The 16568-nt window shown below is 64.8% G+C and carries 14 protein-coding genes; 7 read left to right on the forward strand and 7 right to left on the reverse strand.

Annotated features, from left to right (window positions below):
- Positions 1–5: 5 nt before the first annotated feature.
- The 6 genes from BN1188_RS07335 to BN1188_RS07360 all read left to right on the forward strand — a co-directional run bounded on the left by BN1188_RS07335 (position 6) and on the right by BN1188_RS07360 (position 7289).
- Complete coding sequence (locus BN1188_RS07335) at positions 6–689, forward strand: ABC transporter ATP-binding protein (protein WP_040260775.1); 684 nt, start codon at positions 6–8, stop codon at positions 687–689.
- Positions 689–3193 (forward strand): ABC transporter permease, encoded by a 2505-nt coding sequence (locus tag BN1188_RS07340; RefSeq protein WP_040260776.1) that lies wholly within the window; start codon positions 689–691, stop codon positions 3191–3193. Before BN1188_RS07335 ends, BN1188_RS07340 begins: the two co-directional genes overlap by 1 nt.
- Before the next feature lie 36 nt (positions 3194–3229).
- On the forward strand, positions 3230–3703 hold the full coding sequence (gene greB, locus BN1188_RS07345) for a transcription elongation factor GreB (RefSeq protein ID WP_040260777.1): 474 nt from the start codon (positions 3230–3232) through the stop codon (positions 3701–3703).
- 234 nt (positions 3704–3937) lie between these two features.
- Positions 3938–5227, forward strand: a complete 1290-nt coding sequence (locus BN1188_RS07350; RefSeq protein ID WP_040260778.1) for an MFS transporter — start codon at positions 3938–3940, stop codon at positions 5225–5227.
- Between the two features lie 202 nt (positions 5228–5429).
- A complete protein-coding gene (locus tag BN1188_RS07355; protein WP_052469195.1) occupies positions 5430–6647 on the forward strand; it encodes an MFS transporter in 1218 nt (405 codons plus the stop codon).
- An 84-nt stretch (positions 6648–6731) separates the two neighbouring features.
- Positions 6732–7289 (forward strand): GNAT family N-acetyltransferase, encoded by a 558-nt coding sequence (locus tag BN1188_RS07360; RefSeq protein WP_040260779.1) that lies wholly within the window; start codon positions 6732–6734, stop codon positions 7287–7289.
- A 13-nt stretch (positions 7290–7302) separates the two neighbouring features.
- Here the strand turns inward: BN1188_RS07360 and BN1188_RS07365 are convergent, their stop codons facing one another.
- From BN1188_RS07365 to BN1188_RS07395, 7 genes are read right to left on the reverse strand one after another with little or no spacing between them, the layout of a single operon-like run.
- Positions 7303–7839, reverse strand: coding sequence for a cytochrome b (locus tag BN1188_RS07365; RefSeq protein WP_040260780.1), 537 nt, complete (start codon positions 7837–7839; stop codon positions 7303–7305).
- The gene (locus BN1188_RS07370; protein WP_040260781.1) at positions 7836–8918 is read right to left on the reverse strand and encodes a catalase family peroxidase; all 1083 of its coding nucleotides are present in this window, start codon (positions 8916–8918) and stop codon (positions 7836–7838) included. The genes BN1188_RS07365 and BN1188_RS07370 overlap by 4 nt, the downstream gene beginning before the upstream one ends.
- 50 nt (positions 8919–8968) lie before the next feature.
- The gene (locus BN1188_RS07375) at positions 8969–9886 is read right to left on the reverse strand and encodes a hydroxymethylglutaryl-CoA lyase (protein WP_040260782.1); all 918 of its coding nucleotides are present in this window, start codon (positions 9884–9886) and stop codon (positions 8969–8971) included.
- On the reverse strand, positions 9883–11862 hold the full coding sequence (locus BN1188_RS07380) for an acetyl/propionyl/methylcrotonyl-CoA carboxylase subunit alpha (RefSeq protein WP_052469196.1): 1980 nt from the start codon (positions 11860–11862) through the stop codon (positions 9883–9885). Before BN1188_RS07380 ends, BN1188_RS07375 begins: the two co-directional genes overlap by 4 nt.
- The gene (locus BN1188_RS07385) at positions 11859–12659 is read right to left on the reverse strand and encodes a gamma-carboxygeranoyl-CoA hydratase (protein ID WP_040260783.1); all 801 of its coding nucleotides are present in this window, start codon (positions 12657–12659) and stop codon (positions 11859–11861) included. Before BN1188_RS07385 ends, BN1188_RS07380 begins: the two co-directional genes overlap by 4 nt.
- Before the next feature lie 3 nt (positions 12660–12662).
- The gene (locus tag BN1188_RS07390) at positions 12663–14270 is read right to left on the reverse strand and encodes a carboxyl transferase domain-containing protein (RefSeq protein ID WP_040260784.1); all 1608 of its coding nucleotides are present in this window, start codon (positions 14268–14270) and stop codon (positions 12663–12665) included.
- Positions 14271–14322: 52 nt separating this feature from the next.
- Positions 14323–15486, reverse strand: a complete 1164-nt coding sequence (locus tag BN1188_RS07395; RefSeq protein ID WP_040260785.1) for an isovaleryl-CoA dehydrogenase — start codon at positions 15484–15486, stop codon at positions 14323–14325.
- A gap of 147 nt (positions 15487–15633) precedes the next feature.
- Between BN1188_RS07395 and BN1188_RS07400 the strand changes: the two genes are divergently transcribed.
- Entirely contained in the window at positions 15634–16545 is a 912-nt protein-coding gene (locus BN1188_RS07400; protein WP_040260786.1) for a LysR family transcriptional regulator, read from the forward strand.
- Positions 16546–16568 lie beyond the last annotated feature (23 nt).

A 16568-nucleotide genomic window follows, 5' to 3' on the forward strand; every position in this document is an offset into this window, starting at 1 on the left:
TCTCCATGGGCGCAAGCATTCTCACCGCGCGAAACCTTAGCAAAGTGGTTTCCGGCACGGAAGGCGATCTACACATTCTTCAGGCTCTGACCCTGGATGTACAGGCCGGCGACAGTCTGGCCATCATCGGCGCGTCAGGCTCCGGCAAATCCACCCTGCTTGGCTTGCTCGCCGGCCTGGACCAGCCCAGCGACGGCGAAGTCATCCTCGCCGGGCATGCCCTGGGGCAGCTCGACGAAGACCAGCGCGCCCAGGTCAGGGCAGACCATGTAGGCTTCGTGTTCCAATCCTTTCAGTTGCTCGACAGCCTGACCGCCCTGGAAAACGTGATGCTGCCCATGGAACTGCACGGCCGGGCCGACGCTCGTGCCCAGGCCACGGAACTGCTGGCCCGGGTCGGCCTGGGCGCGCGCCTGAAGCACTGGCCCCGCCAGCTATCGGGAGGCGAGCAGCAGCGGGTGGCCATTGCCCGAGCCTTTGCCGCCGAGCCCAGCGTGCTTTTCGCCGATGAGCCTACTGGCAATCTGGATACTCATACCGGCGAGAAGATCACCGAGCTTCTGTTTACATTGAACCGTGAGCGCGGTACTACCCTGGTCCTGGTCACCCATGAGCAGCGGCTGGCCGAGCGTTGCCACCGGTGGATCCGCCTCGAGGCCGGGCACCTGGTCGCCTCGGGGACTCACTGATGGCAGCGGCGCGGGGCCTGTCCCGCCTTTGGCAACTGGCGCTACGGCAACTCGGGCGAGAATTCCATGCCGGCGAGTTGCGGGTACTCTTCTTCTCCCTGCTGGTCGCCGTGGTCGCCAGTACCGCCATCGGCTACTTCGGCGCTCGCCTCAACGGCGCCATGCAACTGCGCGCCACGGAGTTCCTCGGGGCTGACCTCGTCTTGCAGGGCAGCACGCCGGCTCGCCTGGAACAACTGCGCATAGGCCGGGAGCTGGGCCTGGATCACGCGCAGGTGGTGGAATTCAGCAGCGTGGTGGCCACCGAGCAGGCGATCGAGCTATCCAGCATCAAGGCGGTGGACAGCGCCTATCCCTTGCGCGGGCGACTGCGCAGCGCCGCGCAGCCCTACGCTGAAGAAACCGAGGGTGGTGCCCCGGCCCCGGGTGAAGCCTGGGTGGAAGCCCGGCTGCTCAATGCCTTGAGCCTGCGCATCGGCGACAGCGTGGACATCGGCCTCAAGCGCCTGCGACTGGCCCGCGTGCTGACCTACGAACCAGACCGTGCCGGCAACTTCTACAGCCTCACCCCCAGAGTGATGATCAACCTGGCCGATTTGCCCGCCACCGGGGTCGTTCAACCCGGCAGCCGGGTAATCTTCCGGGACCTTTGGCGCGGTACGCCGGAACGATTGCGCCAATACCGCGAACTCATCGAGGTGGGGCTGGACGCCAACCAGAGCCTGCGCGATGCCCGTGACAGCAATCGCCAGGTCGGCGGCGCCCTGGGCAAGGCCGAGCGCTACCTGAACATGGCAAGCCTGGTGGCTATCATCCTGGCGGGTGTCGCCGTGGCGCTTTCGGCGAGCCGGTTCGCCAGTCGACGCTACGATGCCAGCGCCTTGCTGCGCTGCCTGGGCCTGAGCCGCCGTGAAGTGCTGTGGGTGTTCACCCTGCAGCTGGTGTTACTGGGGCTGGCCGCCTCGGCCCTGGGCGCGCTGCTGGGTTGGCTGGCCCAGTTCGGCATCTTCGCCCTGCTGCAAGGGCTGCTGCCTGGCGTTGTGCCGCCAGGCGGCCCTTGGCCGGCCGTCGCCGGCATGGCCACCGGCATGGTCGCGCTGGCCGGCTTCGCGCTCCCTCCACTGGCCGCGCTCGGGCGAGTGCCGCCCCTGCGGGTGCTGCGCGGCGACCTGCTGCCCCCAGCCACCGCCACCTGGCTACTCTATGGCAGCGCGCTGGTTGCCTTGGGCCTGATCATGTGGCGGCTGAGCCTGGACCCTATCCTCACGCTCGCACTGTTGGGTGCGGGCCTGCTCGCCGCGTTGGTGCTGGGGAGCCTTCTGGTGCTGGCCCTGCATCGGCTGCGTCAGGCGCTGGCAACTGCCTCGTTGCCCTGGCGCCTGGGCGTGGGCCAGCTGCTGCGCCATCCGCTGGCCGCTGCCGGCCAGGCCCTGGCCTTCGGCCTCATTCTCTTCGCCATGGCCCTGGTAGCGCTGCTGCGCACCGAGTTGCTGGATACCTGGCAACGGCAACTGCCAGCCGACGCGCCCAACTATTTCGCCTTGAATATCCTGCCGGCCGAGCAGGATGCCTTCGCCGCACAGCTCAAGGCCATCGGCGCCACCACGGCTCCCCTCTATCCCATCGTGCCCGGGCGCCTGACGGCCATCAACGGCCACCCGGTGGGCGAAGTGGTCACCGAGGACAGCCAGGGTCAGCGCGCTACCCAGCGAGACCTGAACCTCACCTGGGCGGCGCAACTGCCCGACGGCAACCGCCTGCTGGCCGGGCAATGGTGGGGCACTAACCCTGGCGAGCTTCCGGGCGTATCAGTGGAGCAACGCCTGGCCGAAAGCCTGGGCGTGGTCGTGGGCGACACCCTTACCTTCAACGTGGGCGGAGTGACCCGAGATACCCGGGTCGCCAGCCTGCGCAGCGTCAGCTGGGACAACTTCCAGCCAAACTTCTTCATGATCTTCGAGCCGGGCACGCTCAAGGACTTTCCGGTGACCTACCTCACCAGTTTCTATCTGCCACCCGGCCACGATGCCCAGATCGTGACCCTGGCCCGGGCCTTCCCGGCCATGACCTTGCTACAGGTCCAGGCCTTGCTCGAACAGCTGCGCAGTATCCTGGCCCAAGTGACCCTGGCCGTTCAGTATGTGCTCCTGTTCGTTCTGGCCGCGGGTTTCGCGGTGTTGTTTTCCGGGCTGCAGGCAACGCTGGACGAGCGCATACATCAAGGCGCCCTGCTGCGGGCACTTGGCGCCAGTCGCCGGCTGCTGGTCGAGGCCCGGCGGATCGAATTTGCGGTACTGGGCATCGCCAGCGGCGTACTGGCGGCCGTGGCCGCCGAAGCCGCGAGCTGGGCCCTGTATCGCTTCGCGCTCAAGCTGGCCTGGCATCCGCATCCATGGTTGCTGGCGTTGCCGATCATAGGCGCGCTGGTCGTGGGCATGGCCGGGGTCTTCGGCACCCGCCGGGCCCTCGGCGCCAGCCCGCTGCGGGTACTGCGCGAAGGCTGAGCACACGCCTTTCTGGATATGCAGGATTCATAGACGATGCCCACCAACATCATTACCCGCCAGGGTCACGACAAGCTCAAGGAAGAGCTGGACTACCTCTGGAGCCGACACCGTCCGGAGATCACCCAGAAGGTGGCCTGGGCCGCGTCCCTGGGGGACCGGAGCGAGAACGCCGATTACCAGTACAACAAGAAACTGCTGCGCGAGATCGACCGGCGGGTTCGCTACCTGCGCAAGCGCCTGGAAGATATCCGGGTGGTCGATTACGCGCCCGAACAGGAAGGCAGGGTGTTCTTCGGCGCCTGGGTGACCATCGAGAACGATGAAGGCCAGAGCAAGCGATTCCGCATCGTCGGTTACGACGAGATCTACGGGCGTAACGACTACATTTCCATCGACTCGCCCATGGCCCGGGCCCTGCTCAAGAAACAAGAGGGCGACGAAGTGGTGGTACAGACGCCCAGGGGCGAGGCCATGTGGTACGTGGCCGAGGTCCAATATGAAAGCTGAACCGCCATTCCGGCTTCCAGGGTCGTCTTGCTGAAGACGGCGATGCTGGCGAAAGAGGCTGCGGCCAGCGCTGAGTCGACAGCTTCGCTGCCGGCGACGGGCTGACCGCCGCCGCCTGTAGAAAATTTGCCTCGCCCCCTTCAAGTCCGGCCGCCGGGCCGCTAGCATGCGCGCCCGACGCTGCTCTCCATGCCTGCATCAGCGCCCCCTCCCCTTCGTTTTCCCGAGATCCTTATGTCTGTGCAATTGCTGGCCATGGCGCTGGCGCCGCTCATGGGCCTGTTCATCATCAGTATCGGCAGCGCGCTCATGTCCTCGGTCACCACCTTGCGCCTGGATGCCATGGGCTTTTCCGCTACCTTGGTCGGGGTAGTGTCATCGGCCTATTTCATTGGCCTGGCTCTGGGCTCGGTATTCAACGAACGTATCATTGCCCGTATCGGGCATATACGGGCCTATAGCGCCTTCGCCGCGCTCATTGCGGTAAGCATTTCCCTGCAAGGGCTCAGCAGCGACCCCTGGGTCTGGTTCGGCTTGCGCCTGATCAGTGGCTGGGCCAGCGTTGGTGTGTACCTGGTGGTGGAAAGCTGGCTGCTGCTGGTGGCTGAGCCAAAAATCCGGGGCCGCCTGCTGGCCCTCTACATGATCGCGCTTTACGGCGCCGGCCTGCTGGGCCAACTAGGCCTGGGCGCGATAGTCGCGGCCGGGGACACGGTGCCCTTCACCCTTGCAGCCATGCTGGCGTCCTTCTCACTGGTGCCTATCGTGATGTTGCCCAAGGTGACACCACTGGTGGAACGGGCTGAACCCTTGCCGGCCCGCGAGCTGATCCGCATCACGCCCACCGGGGTGATGGGCTGCTTCGGCTCGGGCCTGGCCATCGCCGCGGTCTATACCTTGCTGCCGCTTTACCTGCAGCGGGTAGGGCTGAGCGTAAGCGAAGTGGGTCACATGATGGCGGCCGTCATCTTCGGTGCCATGGTGCTGCAGTACCCCATGGGGCGCTGGTCCGACCGGCGGGATCGGCAAACCGTATTGATTGCCCTTGGGGCAGCCTGTGCAGCCCTGTCCGGACTGGCCTTGCTGTTGCCGCCGTCAGGATGGCCGATGGTCGCTGTGATGTTCCTGCTCGGGGGCGGCGTGTTCGCCATCTATCCAGTGGCTGTCAGCCATGCCGCCGACAGCGCGCCGTCCGGCGCCTTGGTGCGCATGATCCAGGGCCTTTTGCTGATCAATTCCCTGGGGTCGGCCATCAGTCCGCTAGCCATTTCGCCCATCATGGGGTGGGCCGGGCCATCCGGCCTGTTCTGGGCCTTCGCCGTGCTCAACCTGGGCCTGGTGATGTTTTTCGTCTGGCGACGCCATGCCCATCCCGTGCCCGTGGCCTCGGCACCCTTCGCGGCGGCGGCCCAGTATTCCCCCACGGGGGTGGAGCTGCGCATGACGGAAGACTTGACACAGGCGGTGCAGGCACATGAGGCCAGGGAACAGGAGGCGAGCTTGAGCCGGGCCAGCGGTGGCTGATCCTGACCACAGTGGTGAACATCCGGCCATGGCAATCAATCATTTCTCGGGCGCGCCATTACTTTATCTCGTTTGCCAGCGTGCGCCATCCGAACGACCATCAGAGCCTGGCCTTTGAAAGCTTGCCAGCCCCGGCCAGGCAAAGACGCTCGAATGCCGCGCCGTCTCGGCTCAGGCCTCCCTATCCGTTGAAGGGCCATCGATGGACGTTACGCACAAGCCACTGCCCGAGTCAGCCCAACGTGGGAACATCTGGCGCCTTTCCCTGGCCCAGGCCCTCGCTGGCGCCAACGGTGTCGTAGTCTATGCCACCGGCGCTCTCGTCGGTGATCACCTGGCCCCCTCCCCACTACTGGCGACACTGCCCATCTCCTTGTTCGTCATGGGCATGGCGGCTTGCATCCTGCCGATGGGTAGCTATGCCCAGCGTCAGGGACGCCGCGCGGCCTTCCTGCTTGGCTCAGGCGCAGGCGTGCTGGCCGGCCTGTTGGCCGCGCTGGCGGTCTCGCTGGGCTCGTTCTGGCTGTTTTGCCTGGCTACGGCTTTTGGCGGCGCCTACGCGGCCGTCGTGCTGTCCTTCCGCTTCGCCGCCGCCGATGGCGTAGCCCCGCAACGGCGGGCCAGAGCGCTCTCGCTGGTAATGGCCGGCGGCGTCGCGGCCGGGGTGGTCGGCCCGCAGCTGGTGACCTTGACCATGAATCTCGGCACCGCGCCGGCCTTTACCTATACCTTTGTGGCTCAAGCGCTGGTAGCGCTGTTCGCCGCGCTCATCCTGCTTGGCGTGCGCCTACCCCGTCCGCAAGCCGGGCAGGGGTATGAAGGCCGCGCCCTGAAGGAGATCATCCGGCAAAAGCGCTTCATCGCCGCAGTGGTCTCCGGCTCGGTGGCCTATATGCTGATGAATTTCCTCATGACGGCCGCGCCCCTGGCCATGCATATGGCCGGACACGCCCAGGCTCAGGCCAACTGGGGCCTGCAATGGCATGTCATCGCCATGTACGCGCCCAGCTTCTTCACCGGCCACCTGATCACCCGCTTCGGTGCTAGCCGGGTTGCCCTGGTGGGCCTGGTGTTGACAGGACTGTCGGCCGTGGTGGGCCTGGCTGGCAGCGACGTCGCGCATTTCCATGGCCTCCTGGTATTGCTAGGGCTGGGCTGGAACCTTGGCTTCCTCGGTGCTTCCGCCTTGGTGCTGGAATGCCATGACCCCGCAGAGAAAAACAGGGTGCAATCGCTCAATGATTTCATTGTGTTCAGCCTGATGGCGGTGGGGTCGTTCTCCTCGGGTGGCCTGCTGAGCCTGTATGGATGGTCGATGGTGCTCTGGGTTTCCCTGGCCTTGCTGGCGGTGGCCGTCGGGGCGATCGTCGTCGCCACGCGCAATGGAACTTTCGCGGGCGAAACAGCCCCGCTGCGCTGACGCGATGAAAAGGTCACGCCCGTTACGCTTTCATACCCTTGCAACAGCGCAGCGGCAGCATGAGTCTTTTTCCAGGCAAGGCCTATGAACCTACCCGAACTCTCCACCCCTCGCTTACGCTTGCTGCCCCTCTGCCCTGACGACGCACCCCGAATCGCCGAGCTGGGCTCGGATCCGGTAATCGCGGCCTTCACCGCCAACATGCCTTCACCTTATACGCTCAAAGATGCCCGAGCCTTCGTTGAACGCTCCCTCGAGGCTGGCGAGAAGGGAGACGATCTTGTCTTCGGTATTCACCTTCGCGCCGGAGCCTTGACCGGCATCATCAACCTGCGCCTGAACCCACGGCACCACAGCGGCCATCTGGGCTACTGGATGGGTGCGCCTTATCGCGGGCAGGGGTATATGACTGAGGCAGTGAAGCGGGTCATGACCTATGGCTTAGAAACCCTGGGGCTGCGTCGCATTCATACTTCCTGCCTGGCGACCAACGCGGCATCGGCCAGGGTGCTACTTAACGCCGGGTTCGAAAGCGAAGGCTGCAGCCGGCAGGCCTTCTTGAAAAACGGTGTGTTTCACGATCTGCTGAATTTCGGTGTATTGGCTACGGACGAGGCGGTGAGCACCGACGATCCCGCCTGAGCCTTCACCCGGCTCACCCTCCCCTCGTCATGCTGCGCAGCACTCCGTCGCGGCGGATCAGGCCGTGATAAAGCGCGGCCGCAAGGTGCGCCAGAACGGTCAGGAACAGCAGGTAGGCCAGGTAGCCATGGGCCCTGCGAAGCAGGGCGAAGGTGGCCGCGTCCGGGTTCAGCAGTGGCGGCAGGCGCAGCCCGGCGCCCAGATCGATAGGGTTGCCGGCCGCGGACAGCATGGCCCACCCCAACAACGGCAGGCTCAGCATCAGCCCATAGAGCAGCCAATGGGACACTTTGGCCGCCAGGGCCTGGACCCTGGGCAGGTCTGCCGGCAAGGGCGGTTGGCGAGTGGCGAAACGCACACCCAGGCGAACCACCGCCAGGGCCAGTAGTGCAATGCCCAGCGGCTTATGCAGCTGAATCAGTTGCTCATGACGGGTCGACACCGAGGCGACCATGCCGGCGCCGATGAACAGCATGGCCAACAGCCCCAGCGCCATGCTCCAGTGCAACCAGCGCGCCAGGGGCGCGAAATGCTTTCGTAGCTCGCTCATGGGCGCGGCTCCTGCGCGGCGGATAGTTGATGGACCTCGCCGGTACGGCGCAGATAAGAATCGGCATAGGCCGCCGACCGGGCGGGTAGCAAGGGGTCGGCCGAAATCTGAATACCATCCGGCAGCACGGTGGGGTCGTAATTGATGTCCCGGCAGGGACCTGCGTTCTGTGCCAGGGCGCGGTCGAGCACCAGCGTTCCGGCCGCCACCGTACGCCTGTCCTGGGGCCAGGCCTTGCTGGCATCGTTTACCGGGTCATCGGGATTGGCAAAGGTCATCTCGAGGGTCCAGCGAAGAGGCCCGACAGCCAGCCGCTGTTGCAGGTCACGCATCAGATAGTCGCCGCTTTCCCCGTTGCTGTCGGTACGGCTCGTCTGCACAGGCAGCAGATGCCAGCGCACAGCCTGGCGGCTGCCGTTCGTGGCGACCAGGTAGAACGCATTGAGACCGTCGTAGCGCTCTGTGGCATAGCTGGCCGAGGGCTTGGCTGTTTTCACCCAGGCCAGGAAAGCGGCGGTTTCCGGATGGCTGGCAAAGAACGCTTGCTGGGCGGCGGGGTTCGGCTTGCCCGTGACAGGGTCGGGGCGGCTGGCTTGCAAGCTGTCGAAGAATGCCTCAGGCGTACCCACCGGGAACACCGGCATGCTGTTCATCCCGGTTCGCCATTGCTGGCCGTCGGCCTGGGTAAAACGCAGCGCCAGACTGCGAATGGGTACGCTGTTGTCTGGCGCATAAGGGTTACCCCCGGGCAGGGCAAATCGGCCCACCACCGGGGTTCGTCCAGGGGCGAACACAGCGGCCCTCGAGGCCTGCGCCAATTGCCCGTTGCTGTCGAACCAGCCGGTGACGCAGACCCCCTTGGCATGGTTGCGCCTGTAACCGGGATACTCCCCAGCGTTGGCCTGCAGCGTATCGACGATCCTGCCCGGCGTCAGACGGGCAGGGTCCAGCCAGCCATGGACATAGGCCATGCCGGCAGCCAGGGCCACCACCGGCAGGGCAATCAGGCCGAACCGGACCAGGGTAGCGCCAGCGGTCAGCGGCGGTGGTTGAAGCGAGTGTGGGGCGGGGGTGGCCATGGAAGCTCCAGGCTGAATTGAGTCAGCAGCAGGACGCTTCAGTGGCAGCGTTATTCCCTTCGCGCAGCCCTTGTGGCCATTGCCTTGCCTACCCGGGACCCGGTTTCCCGGCCTAGCACCGCGCAAATGCCATTGCCCGCCTCGGCCACCCGCGCCAGGTCTACCCCCGTCTCGATGTCCATACCATGAAGCAGGTACAGCACATCCTCGGTCGCGACATTGCCCGACGCGCCCTTGGCATAAGGGCAACCCCCAAGCCCGGCCACGGAGCTGTCGAATACGGCGATGCCCTCTTGCAGACTGGCGTAGACGTTAGCCAGGGCCTGGCCGTAGGTGTCGTGGAAATGGCCCGCCAGGCTGCTTCTGGGCAGGCGTCGAGCCAGGCGATTCCAGAGCGCTCGGACCTTGCCCGGGGTACCGCGGCCGATGGTATCGCCAAGGGAAATTTCGTAGCAGCCCAGGTCACTCAACGCTTCGGCCACCTGGGCGACCTGGTCCGGACTGATCTCGCCTTCGTAGGGGCAGCCGAGCACGCAGGATACATAACCACGCACCTGCACGCCCCGCAGCCGGGCGGCCTCGATCACTGGCGCGAAGCGCTCCAGGCTCTGGCCGATGGAACAGTTGATATTGCGCTGGGAAAAGGTTTCCGACGCGGCGGCGAACACAGCAATCTCCCGTGCTCCCGTCGCGACCGCGGCCTCGAAACCCTGGAGGTTGGGCACGAGCACACCGTAGGTTACTCCCGGCCTCTGCCGAATCCCGGCCAGGACTTCGGCGGTCCCGGCCATCTGGGGTACCCACTTGGGAGAAACGAAACTGCCCACCTCGACATAAGGAAGGCCGGCATCGGTCAGGGCATCGCAGAGGGCGATCCTGTCGGCGACACTGATGGCCTGTTTTTCGTTCTGTAATCCATCCCGAGGGCCCACCTCGACCAGGCGAACCTGTCCTGGATAATGGTTCATGGCGCGCTTCCCTCGGGACTCTTCGGCATGGAGGGTTCTGGCGCCTGCAGTTCGATGAGCGGAGTGCCTTCGGCAACCAGATCACCTACCGCGCAGAACAGCTGCTGGACAGTCCCCCCATGAGGTGCCTTGATGCTGTGCTCCATCTTCATGGCCTCTACCACGAGCAAGGTCTCGCCAGCCTCCACGACCTGGCCAGGCTTGGCCATGATGGCGACCACGCTGGCGTTCATCGGCGCGGTCAGCCCTCCCTTGGCAGCATGTTGGCCTTGCGCCTGGGCCAGAGGATCCACCCGCCCTACTTCCAGCCAGCGACCCTCCCATTCCAGGAACAGCCTGTTTTCACGCCAGAAGACCGCGTGCCCCTGACGCAAGCTCTCCTGGGTCAACCATAGCCGGCCTTCGCTGAGCACGGCGGCGTCCAAGGGCGCCGGGCTTACCCGCTGGCGCTGCTGCCCACATTGCAGGTCGATCGACCGCTCGGCGGGGCCGCCCAGGCGCCAGCCATTGCCGCTGGCCCAGGGTTCGACACCGCCCTTCGGCTGACAATCAGGACTCAGGGCCCACCAGGCTGTGGCTGCCACGACCCAGAACCCAGGAGGCAACTGATTTTCCACCGCGGGCAACAGCTCAGCCTGATACTGCGCGATAAAGCCGGTATGTACCTGGGCCTGGGCGAAGGCGGGATGCGCCAGTAGGCGACGCAGGAAGCCCAGATTGGTGGCAAAGCCTGCCACGGCCGTTTCTCCGAGCATGGCCAGCAACCGCTTGCGTGCCTCTTCACGGGTTTCGCCCCAGGCAATGACCTTGGCCAGCATGGGGTCGTAGAACGGTGAGATGTCATCCCCTTCGGTTACACCGCTGTCCACCCGGCGTCCCTCGCCGGCCGACGCCTCCTTGTACAATGCCAGATGCCCGGCCGCGGGCAGGAAGTCGTTGTCAGTGTCTTCAGCATAAAGGCGCACCTCGATCGCATGGCCTTCGAGCGGCACCTCGGCCTGGGTGATGGGTAACGGCTCTCCGGCAGCGACCCGCAGTTGCCAGGCTACCAGATCCAGACCGGTAATGGCCTCGGTCACCGGATGCTCCACCTGCAAGCGCGTGTTCATCTCCATGAAGAAAAACTCGCCCCGGGCATCCAGGAGAAACTCCACCGTGCCGGCCCCGACATAACCGATGGCCTGCGCGGCCTTGACCGCCGCTTCCCCCATGCCCTGGCGCAACGCCGATGACAGGCCGGGCGCCGGTGCTTCTTCCACCACCTTCTGGTGACGGCGCTGGATGGAGCAGTCCCGCTCGTTGAGGTACAAGCAGTGTCCGTGGCGGTCGGCGAACACCTGGATTTCCACGTGACGTGGCTCCAGCACGTACTTTTCCAGCAGCATGCGGCTATCACCGAAGGCCGATTGCGCCTCGCGTTGGGCCGACGCCAGGGCCTGCTCCAGCTCACCCTGGTGCTCGACCACCTTCATGCCCTTGCCGCCCCCGCCCGCGGCCGCCTTGAGTAATACCGGATAGCCGATATCCGCAGCGGCTTTCTGAAAGGTGGCCAGGCTTTGATCTTGCCCATGGTAGCCAGGTACCAGAGGCACCCCAGCCGCGTCCATCAGCGTCTTGGCTGCGGATTTGCTGCCCATGGCCTCGATGGTGCCAGCGGGGGGGCCTATGAACAGGAGGCCGGCCGCCTCCACCGCCCTAGCGAAGGCGGCGTTTTCCGAAAGAAATCCATATCCCGGGTGAATGGCCTGCGCGCCGCTAGCCTTGGCGGCGGCCATGATCTTGTCGATGACCAGATAGCTCTGGGCCGGCTTGGCGCCGCCGAGGCTGACAGCCAGGTCGGCCTCCCGGACGTGTCGGGCTCGGGCGTCGATGTCACTGTGCACGGCGACAGTTCGTATGCCCAGGGCTCGGGCGGTGCGCATGATGCGGCAGGCAATCTCACCACGGTTGGCGATGAGCAGGGTATGCAGGGTCATGGGGTGGTCTCCTGCCAGGCGGGGCTGCGTTTTTCCAGGAAGGCAGCGAGCCCCTCCTGGCCTTCGGCACTGATGCGGATGTCTGCTATGGCGCCCTCGGTGTAGCAGCGCACCTGCGCGGCGGGCAGCCCGCCGCCCACCTCGGCCAGCAACCCCTTGCAGGCACGCAGGGCGGCTGGACTGTTCTGCAACAGGTTGCTCACCCAGCGCTCGACCAGGGCGTCCAGCTCGGCGGCGGGCACCACCTCATGGAGCAAACCCAGGGCCAGCGCGTCGGTGCCGGAAAAACGTTCGGCCGAGAGCATGTAGCGGCGCGCCTGGCGTTCGCCGAGGGCCTTGACCACGAAGGGGCTGATCACGGCGGGAATCAGGCCGATGCGCACCTCGGAGAGCGAGAAAAGCGCATCCTCGGCGCCTATGGCCATGTCACAGCAACTGACCAGCCCTACCGCGCCACCGAAGGCCGCGCCCTGTACCACCGCCAGGGTAGGAATGGGCAGCCCGGCGAAGCGGTACATCAGCTCGGCCAACGCCTGGGCGTCATCCAGGTTGGCCTGGCGGCTTAGCTGAGCGCTGGCCCGCATCCAGGCCAGGTCAGCACCAGCGCTGAAGTGCCTGCCGCGCCCACGCAGCAAAATGAAGCGCAGGCCGGGCTCGGCCTCGACCTGGGCAACGGCCTGGGTCAGTTCGGTGATCATCGGCGCATCGAAGGCATTGTTTTTCTCGGCCCTGTCGAGCCAGAGGGTAGCGAAACCGCGTGGGTCCCGCTCCATGTTCACGCTGTGCACAGTGGTCATGGCTCACATCCGGAAGACGCCAAACTGGCTGGGTTCGATAGGGGCATTGAGGCTGGCCGAAAGAGCCAGGGTCAGCAGGTCACGGGTCTGCGCCGGATCGATCACGCCGTCATCCCACAGCCTTGCGCTGGAATAAAAGGCGTGGGCCTGCTGCTCGTACTGCGCGACTATGGGCTGTTTGATCCGCTCGGCCTCGGCGTCATCGAAGGGCTGGCCAGCCCGGGCGGCCTGCTCGCGCTTGACCTGCACCAACACCCCGGCCGCCTGTTCGGCCCCCATCACCCCTATGCGCGCGTTCGGCCACATCCAGAGGAAGCGCGGGTCGAAGGCGCGACCGCACATGCCGTAGTTGCCCGCGCCGAAGCTGCCGCCGATGATTACGGTGAACTTGGGTACGCGCGCGCAGGACACGGCGGTGACCAGCTTGGCCCCATGCTTGGCGATGCCGCCTTCTTCGTACTTCTTGCCCACCATGAAGCCGGTGATGTTTTGCAAGAACACCAGGGGAATGCCCCGCTGGCAGGCCAGTTCGATAAAGTGGGCGCCCTTTTGGGCGGCTTCGGCAAAGAGAATGCCGTTGTTGGCCAGTATCGCCACCGGGTGACCCTGCAAATGAGCGAAGCCGCACACCAGGGTGGTGCCGAACAGCGCCTTGAACTCATCCAGCTCGCTGCCGTCGACCAGGCGGGCAATGATTTCCCGCACGTCGAAAGGCTGCTTGGGGTCCGCCGGGACCACACCATAGAGTTCCTGCGCGGGGTACAGAGGCGGTTGTGGCGTTCGCAGCTCCAGCCTGCCCTGCTTGCGCCAGTTCAGGTTGGCGATGCAGCGCCGCGCCAGGGCCAGGGCATGCTCGTCGTTCTCGGCGTAATGGTCGGCTACCCCGGACGTACGACAATGGACGTCGGCGCCACCAAGCTCCTCGGCGCTTACCACCTCGCCAGTGGCCGCCTTGACCAGGGGCGGGCCGGCCAGGAAGACCGTGGCCTGGTTGCGCACCATGATGGTTTCGTCGCTCATGGCCGGCACATAGGCGCCACCCGCGGTACAGGAACCCATGACCACGGCGATCTGGGGAATGCCTTGAGCGCTCATGTTGGCCTGGTTGAAGAATATGCGACCGAAATGTTCACGGTCGGGGAACACCTCCTCCTGCCGTGGCAGATTGGCACCGCCAGAGTCCACCAGGTAAATGCATGGCAGGCGGTTCTGCTGGGCAATGGCCTGGGCACGCAGGTGCTTCTTCACGGTCAGCGGGTAGTAGCTTCCGCCTTTGACCGTGGCGTCATTGGCCACGATCATGCATTGCACTCCCGCCACCGAGCCGATGCCCGCGATGACGCCGGCAGCGGGCACAGCCTCGTCATACACCTCGTGGGCGGCCAATTGGCCTACTTCAAGAAACGGCGAACCCAGGTCCAGCAATTGGTCGATGCGCTGCCGGGGTAGCAGCTTGCCCCGCGCGAGGTGGCGTTGCTGCGCCGTGACACCGCCCCCCTGAGCGATGCTGGCCAGCAGTTCGCGCAGGCGGGCGACCTGCTGCTCCATCGCTCCCGCATTACGGGCGAATTCCGGCGATCTGGTATTGAGCTGTGTGTGTAGCCTGGCCATCAACGAGCCTCCTTTCTGAATCCCACCATTGCCAAGGGCAGCGACCCAGGTTTCAACGGGTTTCGTTGAACAGTTCGCGACCAATGAGCATCCGACGGATCTCGCTGGTGCCGGCGCCGATTTCGTAGAGTTTGGCGTCGCGCAGGAAGCGACCGGTGGGAAATTCGTTGATGTAGCCATTGCCACCGAGGATCTGGATGGCGTCCAAGGCCATCTGGGTAGCGCGCTCGGCGGTATAGAGGATCACCCCGGCGGCGTCCTTGCGTGTGGTCTCCCCACGGTCACAGGCCTGGGCCACGGCGTAGAGATAGGCGCGGCTGGCATTGAGCTGGGTGTACATGTCGGCGACCTTGCCCTGCACCAGCTGAAACTCGCCAATGCTCTGGCCGAACTGCTTGCGGTCATGAATGTAAGGGACTACCACGTCCATGCACGCCTGCATGATGCCCACCGGGCCGCCGGAGAGCACTACGCGTTCGTAGTCCAGCCCGCTCATCAGCACCCGCACGCCATCGTTTTCGACCCCGAGGATGTTTTCTTCCGGGACTTCCACGTTGTCGAAGAACAATTCGCAAGTATTGGAACCGCGCATGCCCAGCTTGTCGAACTTCTGGCTACGGCTGAAGCCTTTCCAGTCTCGCTCTACGATGAACGCGGTAATGCCATGGGCGGCCCGGGAAGGGTCCGTCTTGGCGTAGATCACATAGGTATTGGCATCCGGGCCGTTGGTGATCCAGGTCTTGCTGCCATTGAGCAGGTAGCGGTCACCCTGGCGCTCGGCGCGCAGGCGCATGGACACTACGTCAGAACCGGCATTGGGCTCGCTCATGGCCAGGGCGCCCACATGTTCGCCGCTGACCAGCTTGGGCAGGTAGCGCGCTTTCTGCGCCGCGCTACCGTTTCGCTTGATCTGATTGACGCACAGATTGGAGTGCGCTCCATAGGACAGCGCTACCGAACCGGAGCCCCGGCTGATCTCTTCCATCGCGATCACGTGGGCCAGGTACCCCATCCCGGCACCGCCATACTCTTCCTCGACCGTGATTCCCAGCAGGCCCATCTCACCAAACCTTCGCCACATGTCCGCCGGGAAGCTGTTGCTCTGATCGATCTCGCTGGCCCGTGGCGCGAGTTCGCTGGCCACCAGGGCGTGTACCTGGTCGCGCAATATGTCGAGGCTTTCGCCAAGGGCGAAATTCAAGCTGGGATACGTCATGGTCCACCTGTAATTGTCATTGGTATGGTGATGTCATGGGGCTTTAGCCCTGCCGAGCATGAGCACGGCTCGGTTTGTCTGGAGCATAGGAGCAGAAAAGCGGTATCGTAAATTTATAAAATAAGAACCCAGGTATTTGAGAATCGAATGGCACACCGGACCGATATTTCCATGCGTCAGCTGCGCTATTTCGTGGCCGCCGCAGAGCACAATCAATTCTCCGTTGCCGCCACGGCTGTACATGTTTCGCAGTCGGCGATCACCACGGCGGTGAGCCAGCTGGAGCACCGGCTCGGAGTCCGGTTGTTCGAGCGCCTTCCCCATGGGGTGAAGCTGACCGCCGAGGGACACCAGTTCTACCACCATGCCCGGCATATCCTGGACACCTTGAACGATGCAGTGAGCCAGCCGCTGTTCCATAGCCATGGCCTGACTGGCAGCGTGCGCGTGGGCGCGTCCTATACGGTACTCGGCTACTATCTGCCCAACCTGCTGGCAAGGTTCAAGCGCAGCTACCCCAGCGTTGAGGTGGATCTGGTCGAAATGGACCGTGTCAGTCTCGAGGCTGGCATGCTGGACGGCTCGATCGAGCTAGGCCTGACGCTCATTTCCAACCTGGACCCGGCCCTGCCGCTGGAAAGACGCTTGCTGATGCGTTCACCTCGGCAACTCTGGCTGCCCAGCGGGCATTCCTTGCTGGGTATGCGAAGCCTGAGCCTGGCGGATGTGGCCCAACATCCCTACATCCTCGCCACCGTCGATGAAGGCGAGGCCTCGACGCTGCGTTACTGGAACGCAGCAGGCCTGACGCCCAGAGTGGTGTTCCGGACCTCGTCCATCGAATCGGTACGCGGGCTGGTAGCCCATGGCTTCGGCGTGACCATCCTCTCCGACATGGTCTACCGCCCCTGGTCCCTTGAGGGTCGCAAGGTCGAGGCAAGGCCACTGTCCGAAGGCATCCCGCCGCTGGAGCTAGGCCTGGTCTGGGCACCAGGTGCAGACTTCAGCCCGGCCGCCACCGCGTTCAAGCAGTTTCTCAGTACCGCGCCGGTCATCTAGGCCAGACACGCTGCCTGCCATTC

This window comes from Pseudomonas massiliensis (assembly GCF_000826105.1).
Taxonomy (GTDB): Bacteria; Pseudomonadota; Gammaproteobacteria; order Pseudomonadales; family Pseudomonadaceae; genus Aquipseudomonas; species Aquipseudomonas massiliensis.

Coding starts and splice junctions, on each gene's coding strand:
- BN1188_RS07335 (WP_040260775.1), top strand. CDS start 6: ATGGGCGCAAGCATTCTCACCGCGCGAAACCTTAGCAAAGTGGTTTCC.
- BN1188_RS07340 (WP_040260776.1), top strand. CDS start 689: ATGGCAGCGGCGCGGGGCCTGTCCCGCCTTTGGCAACTGGCGCTACGG.
- greB (WP_040260777.1), top strand. CDS start 3,230: ATGCCCACCAACATCATTACCCGCCAGGGTCACGACAAGCTCAAGGAA.
- BN1188_RS07350 (WP_040260778.1), top strand. CDS start 3,938: ATGTCTGTGCAATTGCTGGCCATGGCGCTGGCGCCGCTCATGGGCCTG.
- BN1188_RS07355 (WP_052469195.1), top strand. CDS start 5,430: ATGGACGTTACGCACAAGCCACTGCCCGAGTCAGCCCAACGTGGGAAC.
- BN1188_RS07360 (WP_040260779.1), top strand. CDS start 6,732: ATGAACCTACCCGAACTCTCCACCCCTCGCTTACGCTTGCTGCCCCTC.
- BN1188_RS07365 (WP_040260780.1), bottom strand. CDS start 7,839: ATGAGCGAGCTACGAAAGCATTTCGCGCCCCTGGCGCGCTGGTTGCAC.
- BN1188_RS07370 (WP_040260781.1), bottom strand. CDS start 8,918: ATGGCCACCCCCGCCCCACACTCGCTTCAACCACCGCCGCTGACCGCT.
- BN1188_RS07375 (WP_040260782.1), bottom strand. CDS start 9,886: ATGAACCATTATCCAGGACAGGTTCGCCTGGTCGAGGTGGGCCCTCGG.
- BN1188_RS07380 (WP_052469196.1), bottom strand. CDS start 11,862: ATGACCCTGCATACCCTGCTCATCGCCAACCGTGGTGAGATTGCCTGC.
- BN1188_RS07385 (WP_040260783.1), bottom strand. CDS start 12,659: ATGACCACTGTGCACAGCGTGAACATGGAGCGGGACCCACGCGGTTTC.
- BN1188_RS07390 (WP_040260784.1), bottom strand. CDS start 14,270: ATGGCCAGGCTACACACACAGCTCAATACCAGATCGCCGGAATTCGCC.
- BN1188_RS07395 (WP_040260785.1), bottom strand. CDS start 15,486: ATGACGTATCCCAGCTTGAATTTCGCCCTTGGCGAAAGCCTCGACATA.
- BN1188_RS07400 (WP_040260786.1), top strand. CDS start 15,634: ATGGCACACCGGACCGATATTTCCATGCGTCAGCTGCGCTATTTCGTG.